Origin of the sequence: Streptomyces sp. NPDC003247, from assembly GCF_042888135.1 — a bacterium.
In the GTDB taxonomy this organism is placed as follows: Bacteria; Actinomycetota; Actinomycetes; order Streptomycetales; family Streptomycetaceae; genus Streptomyces.
The window spans coordinates 367,941-381,966 of the sequence record NZ_JBIAPF010000007.1 but is presented as its reverse complement, the minus strand read 5'-3'; the positions used below and the strand labels follow the sequence as shown (position 1 = coordinate 381,966).

15 protein-coding genes are annotated in these 14,026 nt (G+C 73.8%); 7 read left to right on the top strand and 8 right to left on the bottom strand.

Going from position 1 to position 14,026, the window contains the following annotated elements; genetic code table 11:
• The first annotated feature begins 57 nt into the window (after positions 1 to 57).
• From ACFYWQ_RS25225 to ACFYWQ_RS25210, 4 genes are read left to right on the top strand one after another with little or no spacing between them, the layout of a single operon-like run.
• Positions 58 to 876, top strand: coding sequence for a helix-turn-helix domain-containing protein (locus ACFYWQ_RS25225; RefSeq protein WP_389519407.1), 819 nt, complete (start codon positions 58 to 60; stop codon positions 874 to 876).
• Positions 877 to 886: 10 nt separating this feature from the next.
• Entirely contained in the window at positions 887 to 1,075 is a 189-nt protein-coding gene (locus ACFYWQ_RS25220; RefSeq protein WP_389519118.1) for a DUF397 domain-containing protein, read from the top strand.
• A 29-nt stretch (positions 1,076 to 1,104) separates the two neighbouring features.
• Positions 1,105 to 1,572: a GNAT family N-acetyltransferase gene (locus ACFYWQ_RS25215; RefSeq protein WP_389519117.1), complete on the top strand. Its 468-nt coding sequence runs from the start codon at positions 1,105 to 1,107 to the stop codon at positions 1,570 to 1,572.
• Between the two features lie 8 nt (positions 1,573 to 1,580).
• Positions 1,581 to 1,895, top strand: coding sequence for a hypothetical protein (locus tag ACFYWQ_RS25210; RefSeq protein ID WP_389519116.1), 315 nt, complete (start codon positions 1,581 to 1,583; stop codon positions 1,893 to 1,895).
• Between the two features lie 59 nt (positions 1,896 to 1,954).
• Here ACFYWQ_RS25210 and ACFYWQ_RS25205 read toward each other — a convergent pair whose 3' ends face one another.
• A complete protein-coding gene (locus ACFYWQ_RS25205) occupies positions 1,955 to 2,701 on the bottom strand; it encodes an MOSC domain-containing protein (RefSeq protein WP_389519115.1) in 747 nt (248 codons plus the stop codon).
• A 144-nt stretch (positions 2,702 to 2,845) separates the two neighbouring features.
• On the opposite strand from ACFYWQ_RS25205, the gene ACFYWQ_RS25200 reads away from it, so the two are divergent.
• Positions 2,846 to 3,625: a DUF4142 domain-containing protein gene (locus tag ACFYWQ_RS25200; protein ID WP_389519114.1), complete on the top strand. Its 780-nt coding sequence runs from the start codon at positions 2,846 to 2,848 to the stop codon at positions 3,623 to 3,625.
• A gap of 13 nt (positions 3,626 to 3,638) precedes the next feature.
• Here the strand turns inward: ACFYWQ_RS25200 and ACFYWQ_RS25195 are convergent, their stop codons facing one another.
• The 3 genes from ACFYWQ_RS25195 to thrS form a co-directional block, all read right to left on the bottom strand.
• The gene (locus tag ACFYWQ_RS25195; protein ID WP_389519405.1) at positions 3,639 to 5,285 is read right to left on the bottom strand and encodes a glycoside hydrolase family 13 protein; all 1,647 of its coding nucleotides are present in this window, start codon (positions 5,283 to 5,285) and stop codon (positions 3,639 to 3,641) included.
• Positions 5,286 to 5,679: 394 nt separating this feature from the next.
• Positions 5,680 to 6,645: a nucleoside hydrolase gene (locus tag ACFYWQ_RS25190; RefSeq protein WP_389519113.1), complete on the bottom strand. Its 966-nt coding sequence runs from the start codon at positions 6,643 to 6,645 to the stop codon at positions 5,680 to 5,682.
• Between the two features lie 105 nt (positions 6,646 to 6,750).
• Positions 6,751 to 7,971 carry a threonine--tRNA ligase gene (gene thrS / locus ACFYWQ_RS25185; protein ID WP_389519112.1) on the bottom strand — a complete coding sequence of 407 codons (1,221 nt, stop codon included), beginning with the start codon at positions 7,969 to 7,971 and terminating at the stop codon, positions 6,751 to 6,753.
• 677 nt (positions 7,972 to 8,648) lie between these two features.
• Here thrS and ACFYWQ_RS25180 point away from each other — a divergent pair.
• Complete coding sequence (locus ACFYWQ_RS25180) at positions 8,649 to 9,419, top strand: hypothetical protein (protein ID WP_389519111.1); 771 nt, start codon at positions 8,649 to 8,651, stop codon at positions 9,417 to 9,419.
• A gap of 22 nt (positions 9,420 to 9,441) precedes the next feature.
• On the opposite strand, the gene ACFYWQ_RS25175 is transcribed toward ACFYWQ_RS25180, so the two are convergent.
• The 4 genes from ACFYWQ_RS25175 to ACFYWQ_RS25160 all read right to left on the bottom strand — a co-directional run bounded on the left by ACFYWQ_RS25175 (position 9,442) and on the right by ACFYWQ_RS25160 (position 13,643).
• A complete protein-coding gene (locus tag ACFYWQ_RS25175) occupies positions 9,442 to 10,158 on the bottom strand; it encodes a GAF and ANTAR domain-containing protein (protein ID WP_389519110.1) in 717 nt (238 codons plus the stop codon).
• A gap of 85 nt (positions 10,159 to 10,243) precedes the next feature.
• Positions 10,244 to 11,089 (bottom strand): TIGR03943 family putative permease subunit, encoded by an 846-nt coding sequence (locus ACFYWQ_RS25170; RefSeq protein WP_389519403.1) that lies wholly within the window; start codon positions 11,087 to 11,089, stop codon positions 10,244 to 10,246.
• Positions 11,089 to 12,090 (bottom strand): permease, encoded by a 1,002-nt coding sequence (locus ACFYWQ_RS25165; protein ID WP_389519109.1) that lies wholly within the window; start codon positions 12,088 to 12,090, stop codon positions 11,089 to 11,091. Before ACFYWQ_RS25165 ends, ACFYWQ_RS25170 begins: the two co-directional genes overlap by 1 nt.
• Before the next feature lie 209 nt (positions 12,091 to 12,299).
• Positions 12,300 to 13,643: a tetratricopeptide repeat protein gene (locus tag ACFYWQ_RS25160; protein WP_389519108.1), complete on the bottom strand. Its 1,344-nt coding sequence runs from the start codon at positions 13,641 to 13,643 to the stop codon at positions 12,300 to 12,302.
• A 161-nt stretch (positions 13,644 to 13,804) separates the two neighbouring features.
• Between ACFYWQ_RS25160 and ACFYWQ_RS25155 the strand changes: the two genes are divergently transcribed.
• The gene (locus ACFYWQ_RS25155; protein ID WP_389519107.1) at positions 13,805 to 13,987 is read left to right on the top strand and encodes a hypothetical protein; all 183 of its coding nucleotides are present in this window, start codon (positions 13,805 to 13,807) and stop codon (positions 13,985 to 13,987) included.
• Positions 13,988 to 14,026 lie beyond the last annotated feature (39 nt).

Below are 14,026 nucleotides of genomic sequence, written 5' to 3'. Positions count from 1 at the left end.
GCGCGTTGAACCGAGGAGCAGTCGAGACCCGTGAGGCGCGAACCAACGGCACGTCAGATGCGACTGGCGACTGAACTGCGCAGACTGCGCGAGGCGGCCGGCCTCAACGCCCGTCAGGCCGCGGCGCTGCTCGGAGTGAGTCCCGCCCAGATCACTCACATCGAGTCGGGACTCGCGGGCGTGAGCGAGAAGCGACTCCGCCGTCTCGCATCTCACTACGCCTGCACGGACGACGAGTTCGTCGACGCCCTGGTCGCGATGGCTACCGACCGGACGCGTGGTTGGTGGGAGGAGTACCGGGGGCTGCTGCCGACATCGTTCCTGGACCTGTCAGAGCTGGATCACCATGCGACGTTCCAGCGTGAAGTGGCCATCCTTTACGTGCCCGGCCTGTTGCAGACGGAGGCTTACGCTCGCGCCGTCTTCTCGGCTCGAGTCCCTGAACTCACGCAGGAGGAACTTGAGGTGCGCGTCGAGCACCGAAAGGCCCGCCAAGTGGCCGTCGACGGGCCCTGTCCCCGCCCGTACGAGGTCGTGTTGCATGAGGCGGCGCTACGCATCAGGGTGAGCGATCGTACCGCCTCACGGGATCAGCTCCTCCGGCTGCTGGAGCTGTCCGAGAGGGACCACATCACCCTGCGCGTCATCCCTTTCGACCTCGACAACTTCGGCAGAGCGGCCAGCGCCATGACCTACGTGGGCGGTCCCGTCCCCAAGCTGGACACGGTTGTCCGTGACGTACCCCATGGCTCGGCCTTCATCAACTCAGAGGCTCAGCTGAGCGTCTGTCGCACGCGCTTCCGTAAAGTGGAGTCTGTATCGCTCGAACCCGACAGATCACGTGACTTCATGCACAGGATGGCGAAGGAACTGTGAGGCGCATGCCATGACCAGTCCAGAGAACTGGCAGAAGTCGTCCTACTCCGGCCCGGACGACGGCAACAACTGCCTCGAACTCGCCTCCACCCCCACCACCCTCCACCTCCGCGAGTCCGACGACCCCGCCACCGTCCTCACCACCACCCGCACCCCGCTCGATCACCTGCTCAACGCGGTACGCTCCAGGGCCGTTTGAGGACCAGCCCGCCAGGAGCGACCGTCGACATGATCTCCCTGCGCGAAGTGCGTGACAGTGACCTGCCCGTCTTCTGGGAGCACCTGTCCGACCCCGCGGCACAGCACGTGGCCGCCGTGACCAGGAAGTACCACTACGACCGGGAGCAGTTCGACGGCTACTGGGCGAGGATCCGCACCAACCCGGACATCGTGATCCGCACGGTGCTCGCCGACGACGAGGTGGTCGGCCACGCCTCGGTGTACGGGCCGCCGGACGAGCGCTCGGTCACGTACTGGATCGACCGGTCCCACTGGGGGCGCGGCATCGCCACGGCGGCGCTGACCGCGCTGGTCGGTCTGGTCGGCACCCGGCCGCTGCACGCCCGCGCGGCGGCCGACAACGCCGGTTCGATCCGGGTGCTGGAGAAGTGCGGCTTCGTCGTCACCGGGCGGGACAGGGGCTTCGCCCAGGCTCGCGGCGGCGAGATCGACGAGGTCGTCCTCCTCCTGAACTGAGACGGGCTGTGAACTCTCCTGACGCTGAGGCCGAGGAGGCGGGCACGGCCTGTCTGCTCGGTCTCGTCCGTTCACTCGTCACCACGCACGTGTCGTGGAAACCGCTGTTCATCGGTGCGGTCATCACGGACGGCGAACGTATTCGCCTCTATTTCCGTTCGCCCGAGCGGGACCGTACGTACGGTGTGGACGTGAAAATCAGCAATACCGGACCCGGGCTGCTCGGCGCTCTGGTGTCCCCGGCCTTCCTGGCGAACAAGCATCTGCACCGGCCTTCCGACGATCCGCACTGTGACGTGGTCGTGGATCTCACCGAATACTGAGCCTTCTGCATGGCCACCGATCGGGTGACGCCGACGAGGTGGCCGTCAACACATCGCCGTCAACCCCGCTCCGTCACCACGTCCCCCACCGCCACCTCCCCCTCCCGCGCCACCGTGAAGTACGCCCCGAACGCCACGCCCTCCGGCTCGCGCCGGTAGGTGGACAGGGTGCGGAGGGGTTCCGGGCCCGCACGGCGGCCCGTCTCCTGGTCGACCATGGTGACGGCGCAGCGGATCGTGCGTTCGGTGAAGGTCAGTTCCGTGCCGGCGATGGACAGGTGGGCGGTGGTGTCCTCGGTGTGGGGGGCGGTCCAGCCGTCGATGACAAGGTTGGGGCGGAAGCGGTTCATGGGGAGGGGTGGGGCGCCGCGCTCGTGGAGTTTCCGGTTCAGGTGGTTGAGGCTGGCGCGGGAGACGACGTGCAGGCGGTTCATGTTCCCGGTCCCGCCGTCGCCGTCGGCGTCCGGGCGGTCGCGGCGGAGCCGGGTGGGGCGGCCCAGGAGCCGGGTCAGCCAGCGTGCCGCCGCCTCCTCCTCCTGCCCGTCCTTCTCCGCGTCGTGCAGGCGCAGTGGCTCGTGGCCGGGGGCGCGCAGGGTCAGGGTGCCGGTCGCCGGGTCGTGCTCGGGGGTGATCAGGGCCAGCGCCGGGTCGCCCCACTGCCAGCGCGGCTCCCCGGCCTCGTCGACGATCACGTACGCGCGGTCGTGGGCGAGGCCGGCGGAGGTGAGCCGGGCCCGGGGGAGCGGTATGCCGGCGCAGCCCTTCACCGGGTAGTAGGTGAGTTCCGTGACCCTCGCCGTCGTCATGGGCGACGCCCCCTCGGTTCCGTCGGCCGAAATTCCCGCGCGGACCGGTGAATTCCCGCGGCTCCGCGTCCGTACTCCTGTGTGTACGGCCCCGCCGAGCACGGTGTTCGCGTGGCGGGCATCCCCGACCGGGCAGGAGGAACGGTGCGCTTTTCGCGGAACACGGTGGGAACCGCCTTCGTGGGCGGCGCTCTCAGCCTGACCCTCGTGGCCCTCGCCTATCCGTCGATGCTGGGGCTGGACACGGTGTCCACCTCGAACGACCGGATCATCGCCAACACCCAGTGGGGCCCGCTGACGGAGGGCGACCGGGACTTCGTGGTCAAGGTGCGGGCGGCCGGGCTGTGGGAGTACCCGCTCGGAGTGATCGGGTTGCAGAAGGGGCAGAGCGCGGCGGTCAAGACCGCCAGCGAGCACCTGGTCGACGGGCACGCGGCGCTCGACACGACCTGCCGCAAGATCGCGCCGATGCTGAACATCACCCTGCCCAACGTGGCCAGCCCGCAGCAGGTCGGCTTCGTCAACCAGATCAACGCGAAGACCGGCAAGGACTTCGACGTCGAGTTCGCCAACATCCTGCGCCAGACGCACGGCTCCATCTTCAACACCGTCGCGAAGATCCGCTCCACCACCAAGAACTCGCTGGTGCGGGCGCTGGCCGACCAGGCCAACGACACCGTCCTCGACCACATCACGGTGATGGAGAAGACCGGCCTGGTCGACTTCGACCAGTCGCTGTTCCAGCAGACCAGCCCGCCGAAGCTGCCCGCGTCGGACCTCACCCCGCCGCCCCCGGCCGCCGGCCAGCCGACCGTCGTCCTCACACCGCCGCCGACCGCCACGTCCACCCCCGTGGACATCGACGCCGCGGCCGTGGTGGGCGGGGCCACCCCGGCGCCGACGCCGACGCCGACGGCCGGGTAGGGCCCCTCGCCTGTTACGCCAGCCAGACCGTCGTGTCCGGTGCGAGCCGCCCGTCGCCGTCCAGGGGCCCGCTGCTCAGCAGCACCTCCCCGGGCGGCAACGGCACCGGCGCGTCCGACAGGTTGGCGACGCACCGCCAGCCGTCGGAGCGGGTGAAGGCGAGCACGCCGGGCGGGGTGCCGTCCGCCCAGACCAGTTCCTCGCCGTCCAGCAGCTTGCGGCGCAGCCGCAGGGCCGTGCGGTAGAACTCCAGGGTGGAGCCCTCCGCGCCGTCCTGCGCCGCGACGGCGTACCGCGCGAACGACGACGGCTGCGGCAGCCACGCCCCGCCCGCGCCGAAGCCGTACGACGGACCGGACGTCGTCCACGGCAGCGGCACCCGGCAGCCGTCACGGCCCTTGCGGACCCGGCCCGACTGCTCCCACAGGGGGTCCTGGAGGACCTCCACGGGCAGCCCGGCGACCTCCGGCAGCCCCAGTTCCTCACCCTGGTAGAGGTACGACGATCCCGGCAGCGCCAGCATCAGCAGGGTGGCCGCGCGGGCGCGGCGCAGGCCGGCCTCCTCGTCGACGGGCGGGGCGTGACCGGCGGACAGCAGCCAGGCGTTCGTGTCCGTGCCCGGCGGGAGCACCAGACGGGAGGCGTGCCGGACGACGTCGTGGTTGGAGAGCACCCAGGTCGCGGAGGCGCCCACGGCGCGGGCGGTGGCGAGGGAGGACGTGATGACCTCGCGGACCGCCGCCGCGTCCCACGACGCTTGCAGGTACTCGAAGTTGAAGGCCTGGTTCAGTTCGTCGGGGCGGGCGTACAGGGCGCGGCGGGCGCCCGGGACCCAGGCCTCGGCGACCGCCGTGCGGGGCGGCGTGTAGGCGTCCAGGACGCGCCGCCAGTCCCGGTAGACGTCGTGGACCTCGTCGCGGTCGTAGAAGGGGTGGGTGCCCGGCTCCATCCCCTCCAGCGCGTCCTCCGCGCTCAGCGCGGGCGCCCCCAGGTCGCGCAGCGGCTCGCGCAGGTCCTTGACGAGGGCGTGGGCCACGTCCACGCGGAAGCCGTCGACGCCCCGGTCGGACCAGAAGCGCAGGGTGGTGCGGAAGTCCTCGCGGACCTCCTCGTGACCCCAGTCGAGGTCGGGCTGCTCGCGCGCGAAGAGGTGCAGGTACCACTGGCCGTCGGGCACGCGCTGCCAGGCGCTGCCGCCGAAGACGGACTGCCAGTCGGTGGGCGGGAGTTCACCGTGCTCGCCCCGCCCGTCGCGGAAGACGTAGCGGGCGCGGGCGGGTGAGCCGGGGCCGGCGGCCAGCGCCTCCTGGAACCAGACGTGCCGGTGGGAGGTGTGGTTGGGGACGACGTCGACGATCACCTTCAGACCGAGCCGGTGCGCCTCGGCGACCAGCGCGTCGAAGTCGTCGAGCGTGCCCAGGCGCGGGTCGACGTCCCGGTAGTCGATGACGTCGTAGCCGCCGTCGGCCAGTTCGGAAGGGTAGAAGGGGCTCAGCCAGAGCGCGTCGACGCCCAGCGCCCCCAGGTGCGCTAAGCGTTCGGTGACGCCCCTGATGTCCCCGAGCCCGTCGCCGTCGGCGTCGGCGAAGCTGCGCGGGTACACCTGGTAGACGACGGCCTGGCGCCACCAGTCGGGGTTGCGGGAGGACAGGTCGGCCATGGGATCGGCCACGGGAGCTGTGTCGTAGTCGGTCACGCACAGAAGCCTGTCCACTTCGCCGGGAAGGACAACGTCCGCGCCGCCGCGCGCGCCCTCCCGGCGCTGCCGTGCGCACCCCCTGCGCGGGGGGCGTGGGGAGCGCGGGGGCGCGGGGCGTGGTGGGTCCGTCGTCGGGTGCGGGTCGTGGTGGGTTGCTCGCGCAGTTCCCCGCGCCCCTGGGTGGGGCGGGCGGGCGCCTGCTGTGGGGTGCGGGAGCGCGGGGGCGCGGGGGTCCGTCGTCGGGTGCGGGTCGTGGTGGGTTGCTCGCGCAGTTCCCCGCGCCCCTGGGTGGGGCGGGCGGGCGCCTGCTGTGGGGTGCGGGGCGCCTCCGGGAGGCGGCGGGGAGGCGGTGGGCCTACGGCTTCTCCACCGTCGTCAGCCACAGGCTCACGTACCGCTCCACGTCCACCCCCAACGCCACGTCCACCAGCCGCTGTTCGCGGGCGCCCTCGTGGATCTCGGCCTCGCCCGGCCGCGGGCGGCGGTCGACGACCGTCTGGCCGCGGGTCGGGCCGGGCGCCAGCGACACCTCGACCGGCAGCGGCTCGGTGGTCAGGCCCGCCGGGTCGGCGACCGCGCAGACCGCGCCCGCGTCCCCCAGGCCGCCCGTGGGCGTGGGGTCGCCGGACGTCGCCGGGTCGCGGTGGGCGAGGAGTTCCCCCGCCAGCCGCAGCCGGGGCTCCGCGCTCGCGCGCAGCCGCTGGACGTCCGCCGCCGGGACCAGGACCTGCCGGAACACGTCCAGGCCGTACATGGTGAGCGGCACCCCGGCGGTGAGCAGGATCGCCGCGGCCTCCGGGTCGTGCCACACGTTGAACTCCGCGACCGGCGTGGCGTTCCCGGTCGCCACCGCGCCGCCCATGAACACGATCCGCTCGATGTTGCGCACCACCTCCGGGTGCGTACGCAGCAGCAGGGCGATGTTGGTGAGCGGCGCGGTGGGGATCAGCGTGACCGGACGCGGCGAGGCGAGGATCTCGCGGCGCAGCAGCGTCACCGCGTCCACGTCGACCGGGACCCGCGTCGGCGCGGGCAGCCCGAGGTCGCCCATCCCGTCCTGCCCGTGCACGTGCCGGGCGGTGCGGACCGGCTCGATCAGCGGACGCTCGGCGCCCCGGGCGACCGGGATGTCGCCCGCGCCCGCCTGCTCCAGCACGGTCAGCGTGTTGCGCACCACCCCGTCCACGTCGGTGTTCCCGGCGACGCAGGTCACCGCCCGCACATCCAGACCGGGGTGCCGTACGGCGAACAGCAGGGCCAGGGCGTCGTCGACGCCCGTGTCACAGTCGATGATCACCGGGATGGGGTGGTGACGGGTCACGGCGGTGCTCCTCCCACATCGGGGTCGGGGTCGGGGTCGGGCTCGGGCGCGGGGTCGGGGTCGGGGTCGGGGGCGAGCTCGGGGTTCGGCGTTACGTCAGTGACCTTACGCAGCCGCCCACAGTTCCGGCCCGCGCGCCGCGACCCGGCCGGTGATCCGGCGCAGCACCTCGTCCACCGGCAGTGCCCCCGGCCGGCGCCCGTCCCGCAGCCGTACGGCGACCAGTCCGCCGTCGGCCTCCCGCTCGCCGAGCACCGCCTGGTACGGCACCCGGCGCACCGCCCGGATCCGGGCGCCGAGGGTGCCCTCGCGGGGGCCGTGGACCTCCGCCCGCAGCCCGCGCGCCACCGCCTCCCGCACCACCGCGTGCGCCCGCTCCTCCTGGGCCCGCGCCACCGGCAGCACGGCCAGCTGCACGGGCGCCAGCCACGCCGGGAACGCGCCGCCGTGCGCCTCGATCAGATGGGCCACGGCCCGCTCCACACTGCCGATGACGCTCCGGTGGACCATGACCGGCCGGTGTTTCGCGCCGTCGGCGCCGATGTAGTGCAGGCCGAAGCGCTCGGGCTGGTGGAAGTCGATCTGAACGGTGGACAGGGTGGCCTCGCGGCCCGCCGGATCGGTGATCTGCACGTCGATCTTGGGGCCGTAGAAGGCGGCCTCCCCCTCGGCCGCCTCGTACTCCAGGCCCGAGGTGTCCAGCACCTCCCGCAGCAGCGCGGTCGCCCGCCGCCACAGCTCCGGGTCGGCCACGTACTTGCCGCCCCCGCCGGGCAGGGAGAGACGGTGCCGGGAGGCGCGGATGCCGAGGTCGGCGTAGGCGCGGGCGATCAGGGCGAGCGCCGCGCGGGCCTCCTCCACCGCCTGCTCCGGGGTGCAGAAGACGTGCGCGTCGTTGAGGGTGATGGCCCGCACGCGGGTCAGACCCCCGAGGACGCCGGACAGCTCCGCGCGGTACATCCCGCCCAGCTCGGCGATCCGGAGCGGGAGGTCCCGGTGGCTGCGGGAGCGGGAGCGGTAGATCAGGGCGTGGTGGGGGCAGAGGCCGGGCCGCAGCACGACCTGCTCCGAGCCCAGCTCCATGGGCGGGAACATGTCGTCGCGGTAGTGGTCCCAGTGACCCGAGATCTCGTACAGGTCGCGCTTGCCGAGGACCGGCGAGTACACGTGCCGGTAGCCGGCCGCCCGCTCCAGCTCCCGGACGTACTCCTCCAGGGTGTGGCGGACGACCGCGCCGTCGGGCAGCCAGTACGGCAGGCCCGCGCCCATGAGGGGATCGGTGTCGAACAGGTCGAGCTCACGGCCGAGCCGGCGGTGGTCGTGCATGGCTGCTCCTCCTCGGGAACCAGGAGGGACGAGCACCCACGACGAAGCCCCGGGGCACTCGCCCCGGGGCTTCGGACATCCAGTGGTCAGCGCGCCGGGACACTCTCCGGCGTCGTCGTGGCGGTGGCGGACGGAAGGGCGCGCTTCATGGGGGGAACGTAGCAAGGGGGGCGGGGAGGGGGCGACGGGTTTTCGGGCGGGCGGCGCGGGGGGGGCGGGCAGGGGACGCGCCCGGTTTCCGGGTACTCCCCGACGGCAGCGGACTCCCCCGGCTCCCGAGCGGCCTTCCGGGGGTGGCGCATTCCCCCGGCTCCCGAGCAGCCTTCCGGGGGTGGCGAACTCCCCAGGCTCCCGGACACCCCCCGGACGGCGGCGGATTCTCCCGGCTCCCGGGCGGCCTTCCGGCGGCGACGCCTCCCGCCCGCCCGCGTTCACCCGTCCGCACCGGGTCCCGTCATCCGGACGGCTCCGCCGCGTGGTCGGGCCGCCTGCTTGATGGTGCCGTGAAGAGGAGGCAGCCCTGCTGACCGCCGGCCGGGTGGCCGTCGGCCCGGCCGGGTGGCCGCACGCCCGGCCCGGCCGACGGCCGACGGCCGTCCAGCAGACCGCCCTTCCCCGGCCCCCGGCACACCGCCCTTCCCCCGGCAGACCGCCGTTCCTCCAGGAGGCACGCCCCGATGACCCGCCGTATGCTCCTCGCCTCCGCCCTCTCCGTCACCGGGCTGCTGCTCACCGCCAGCGCCTGCGCCACCCTCGGCCTGGAGCACCCCCCGACCGCGCGGCAGCCGCTCCCCACCGTGGAGAAGCCGTCGGGCAAGCCCTCCGCGCCCGCGAACGTCCCCGTCCTCACCGAGGACCAGGCGCACGCCGCGCTGATCACCGACACCGACCTCGGCGCGCCCTGGACCCCGACGCGCGGCACCGCCGCCTGGCGGGACGGCATGCTCAAGGCGACCACGCCGACCGCGGACTGCCAGAAACTGCTCGACGGCCTGTACACCGACGAGCTGCTCGGGGGCCCCGCCCGCGCCGTCGTCGCCCTCGACGACCCGGACAGCGAGGCCCAGCTGCGCTACCAGCTCGGCGGCCTGCGCCCGGCGGAGGCGGACCGGGTCCTGGCCTGGCTGCGGACGCTGCCCGAGAAGTGCGCGCGGTTCACGGCGACGGCACCGGACGGCACCGTGCTCGACGTGTCGGTCAGGGAGCTGCGCCTGCCGGCGGTCGGCGACGCCCGGCAGGGCCTGCGGGTGACGCTGACCGACTGGAGCACCGACGGCGACCCGGTCTCCCTCGACCTCGACGTCGCCGTCGTCCGCGCCGGCCAGGACACCTTCGCCCTCACCAACGGCAGCCTCAACGACGTGCCGAACGAGGCCACGCAGGCCGCCGTGCAACTGGGCGTGCGGCGGCTGACGGAGGTCAGGAAGCTGGGCCGGGCGCAGGTGTGAGGCGCGGACCCGGTGGGCCCCGTCAGTCCGCGTCGAAGCGGGTCGAACGGGCGACGACGTCGTGCGCCATGTCGAGGACCGTGCGGCCCTCCGCGAACGCGTGGGCGCGCAGGAGGTCCAGCGCCTCGTCGGCGGGGACCCCGCGCTGGGCCATGACCATGCCGACGGCCTGGTACACCTCGTCGTGGCCGGTCGCCAGGGGGCTCAGCCAGAGGCCGTCGCCGAGCCGGCCCGCCTCCTCCCCGCGGGGCAGCGCCATCAGCGCGACCGTGACGACGTCGGCCACATAGCGGGCCGTACGGACCTCCTGGGGGTCCAGCTCGCCGGGGGCCTCCCGGTAGAGGTCGAGGGTGCCCACGCACACCGCGCTGTCGCCGAGCGGCAACGCGTACACGGCCCGCACCCCGGCGGCCGCCGCCTGCTGGGCGAACACCGGCCAGCGGCCGGCGTCCCGGCCCGCCGTGAGGTCGGAGGCGAACACGGGCGCGCCGGTGTCCGCGGCCCGCTGGCAGGGGCCGTCCCCCAGCGTGGCCTGCACCTCCATGAGGTGCGCGGCCAGCTCGCTGCTCGCGCTCAGCGGCACGAGCATCCCGTCCCCGCGCAGGGACACGCTCGCGCCGCTCACCGGCAGCAGCCGCACCGCCGCCGCGCACAGCCGCTCGGGAACCTCACCGGGTTCCGCGTCGCGCACCTCCTGGGCGATCACGTCGGTGATCCGCTCCCGGTCCCGATCGCGCACGCCGACCACCTCCGCGTACGCCTGCCGCAGTGACCTCTCCGTCGTCCGGCCGGGTACCCCCCGCCCGTGGCGGAAACCGGCGGGCCTACGCGTCCTCGTACGGATCCGCGGGCTGCTCGATCCGCTGGACCGACACCGCGTCGATGACCGGCGGCCAGGCCTTCTCCGAACCGAGGGTGCCCTTCGGGTGCCAGGTGCCCGTGACCGTGACCCAGGTGTCGACGGTCGGCGCGTCCGCGTCGCGGACCTCGGCCTTGCCGGTGGTGGCGTCGGCGGCGCAGCAGGCGACGGCGAGGCGGGTGACGTACCAGGCGCCGTCGTCGCCGCGCGTGACGAAGCCGGTCAGACGGACCGTACGGCCCTTCAGCGAGCGGTCACTGTCGTAGATCGCGCGGGAGCTGAACTCGGAGAGGGTGAGGTCCAGCGGGTCCCCGGCCGGGAGCGCCGGGAAGGTCCCGACGCCCTGCGCGGCCTGCTGCGCGGCCTCCCGCTCGGCGCTGTAGGAGCCGAGGGCCGGCGGCGGGAAGAGGAGGAGGGCCAGGGCGGGGAGCGTGAGGAGCCAGGCGAGACGGGGGCCGGCGGGGTGATGGGCGTGGCCGTGACCGTGGCCGTCGTCCTCGTGACCGTCCTCGTCGTGGCCGTGGTCCGCGTGACCGCCGTCCTCGTCGTGACCGCCGTTTTCGTCGTGACCGCCGTCCTCGTCGTGGCCGCCGTCTTCCCCGTGACCGTCGTCTTCCCCGTGACCGTCCGCCGTGCGGCCGCGGAGTACCGCCGTCACCAGTCCCAGCAGGACGAGCGCCGCCCCGGAGACGATCAGGTAGGGCCGCAGCCCCGCCTGCACGTAGCGCAGGTACAGCTCGCTGAAGAGCGCGATGCGCAGGACCGCCCCGCCCGTCAGCAGGAGCAGCACCGCCGGTCCGTACCGCCGCATCACAGCAGCCACCACCCCACGAGCACACTGGCGGCCACGGCCACCACCCAGGTCACGGACGCGAACCGCACCGCGAAGGCGCGGCCGAAGGTACCGGCCTGGAGAGCGATCAGTTTCAGGTCGACCATCGGCCCGACCACCATGAACGCCAGCCGCGCGGTCGCCGGGAAGGCACTCAGCGAGGCGGCGACGAAGGCGTCGGCCTCGCTGCACACGCACAGCACCACCGCCAGCAGCGCCAGCAGCAGCACCGACAGCCACGGCGAGCCGGTGAACAGGTCCAGCACGGAGCGCGGGACGGCGATGTTGAAGGTCGCCGCGGCCGCCGCGCCCAGCACGAGGAAGCCGCCGGCGTGCAGGAAGTCGTGCTGGAGTCCGATGAGGAAGGCGCGGGCGCCGGTGGCGTGCGCGGCGGGCCGGCGCGGCAGGCGCAGCCACTTCTCCTGGCCGAACCGCGCCCACAGCCAGCCCATCACCACGGCGGTGCCGAGCGACGCGACCAGCCGGGCCAGGACCATCATCGGCTGCCCCGGGAAGGCGATCGAGGTCGCGACGAGCACGACGGGGTTGATCGCGGGCGCCGAGAGCAGGAAGGCGAGGGCCGCCGCCGGGGCGACCCCGCGCCGCATCAGGCTCCCGGCCACCGGCACGGACGCGCACTCGCAGCCCGGCAGGACGACCCCGGCGACCCCGGCGACCGGCACGGCGAACGCCGGCCGGCGCGGCAGCAGCCGTCGGAGCACCCGCTCCGGCACGAACGCGCCGATCGCCGCCGAGACGACCGTACCGAGGAGGAGGAACGGCACGCCCTGGACGGCGATGGCCGTGAAGACCGTCCACCAGGCGGCCACGGGCGGGGTGTACAGGTCGAGCGCGAGCGTCGGGCCGAGCACGGCCACGACGGTGGCGACGGCGAGCAGCGCGGTGCCCCCGAGGACGGCGTACACCAGCACGCGCACGCCGAGGCGCAGCCCGTCGGCCACTGTTCGTTCGTTCTGCACTCTCCGGTCCCGCCCGTCGTCGTCGCGGGCACGCTAACCACGACGACTGTGCGGACCCTCGGGATCACCGAAGAGAAACCTGTGCACACCGCACATCTGCTACGGCAGCGGACGTGCGGGTATCCGCCCCAGGGGCGCGGGGAACTGCGCGAACAACCCACCACGACCCGCACCCGGCAACGGCCCCGCCCGGGGCGAGCGCCGTCCGGCTACAGCGGCGGCTGGGCCGGGGCCGGCCCCAGGGTGGTCGTCCCCGGCGCCGTACGGTGGCCCAGCCCCGTCCGGTACGCGTCGAGGGCGGCCTCCACCCGCCCCGTGCGCCGCAGCAGGTCACCGAGGAGCCGGCACAGGTCGGCGAGGTCACCGGCGGCCCCGGCCCGCTCCAGCAGGCTCAGGGCGCGGACGTAGTGCTCCTCGGCGGTCTCCGTGTCACGGGCGTCCTCGGCGATGATGCCCAGCAGCCGGTGCGCGCCCGCCGCGTGCACGGCCCCGCGCTCGGAGGACAGGTCCCCGAGGACACCGTGCAGCAGCGCGGCCGCCTCCTGCGACCTGCCCCGGCGGTGCAGGACGTCGGCCAGCTCGACGGCGACCTGGCTGCTGTAGAGGGCGGCGCGCTGCGCGGAGAGCATCGCCTGCGCCTGCCTCAGCTCGTCCTCGGCCCGCTCCAGCTCGCCGTTCTGGGCGCAGACGTAGCCGCGCATCCAGTGGCAGTTGGCGAGCTCGGTGCGCAGCTGGAGCTGCCGGTAGAGCTCGGCGGCCTTGGCGAGGGAGGCGTCGGCCTCGGCGACGCGGCCCTCGGCGAGGAGGGTGCGGGCGACGGAGCGGTGCATACGGGCCACGAGGGCCGGATCGCCGACCTTCGGCGCGAGGGCGAGGGCGAACTCGGCGGCCTGCGCGGCACGGGCGTGGGCGCCCATGTCCATGTAGGGGCCGATGACGGAGGCGTAGAGCAGCAGGAGGGCGTCGGGGTCGTGCAGGCCGCCCCGGTTGAGCTCGTCGAGGGTGGATTCCAGCAGGTACACGGCGTAGCGGAGTTCCCCGGCGAGGTAGTGGGCCACGGCCCGGCCGCGCAGGGCCGGCACCCGCGCGGTGAGGGGCGCCCCGGCCAGGCACGTCTCCGCCCGCTCGAAGAACCCCCGGGCCGTCTCCAGGTCCCCCGCCTCGATGCCGCACTCGCCGAGCCCGAGCAGGGCGGTGGCCCGCTCCTCGACGAGCGCGTGCTCCTCGGTCTCCGCGAGCAGCCCCGCGTACTGCCGGGCCGCCTCCTCCGCCTCCCCGGTGGCGAGGACGCGCTGGGCCTCGGTGAGGCGGAGCCTCAGGTCGGTGACGAGCCGGGCCGGCCGCCCGGTCGCCAGTTCGTCGAAGTCCACCCCGAGCCGCTCGGCGATGTGCCTGAGCGCGTCGTCGGAGGGGCGCACCCGGCCCGCCTCCAGCGTCGAGACGTAGGCAGGGGTGTAGGTCGGCTCGGCCAACTGCCGCTGCGTCAGCCGGCGTTCGACCCGCAGCCGCTGCACCCGGCGTCCGATGACCTCCGGTTCGTCCCGCTCGCGCACGCCCCGACTCCCCCCAACTCCCCCTAGGGCCCTTGCCGTTGGGCTCGCCCAGCCCCTAGGTTAAACATCGAATTAACCATGCTTAATACACGGTTGACACCAGCAGCCGTGGCAGGAATCGCTTTTTTGCCCGCCGAAGAAGCCGACGTTGCGAGGTTGCCGTGCCCGGACGCACATCCGCACCCTACGGCCGCTCCTCCGGTCGGTACGCCAGGGCCCTGGCCGCGGCCGTCGTCGCCGTGGCGGCCCTCGTCACCGCGGCCAACGCGATCCCGGCCCAGGCGACGTCCGACCGCCCGGTCCCCTCGGCGGCGGTGGAGGACGGGGTGCGGGGGGCGGAGTGACGGGCGGCCGGAACGTCGGGTCCTCCGCCTGACCGGAGG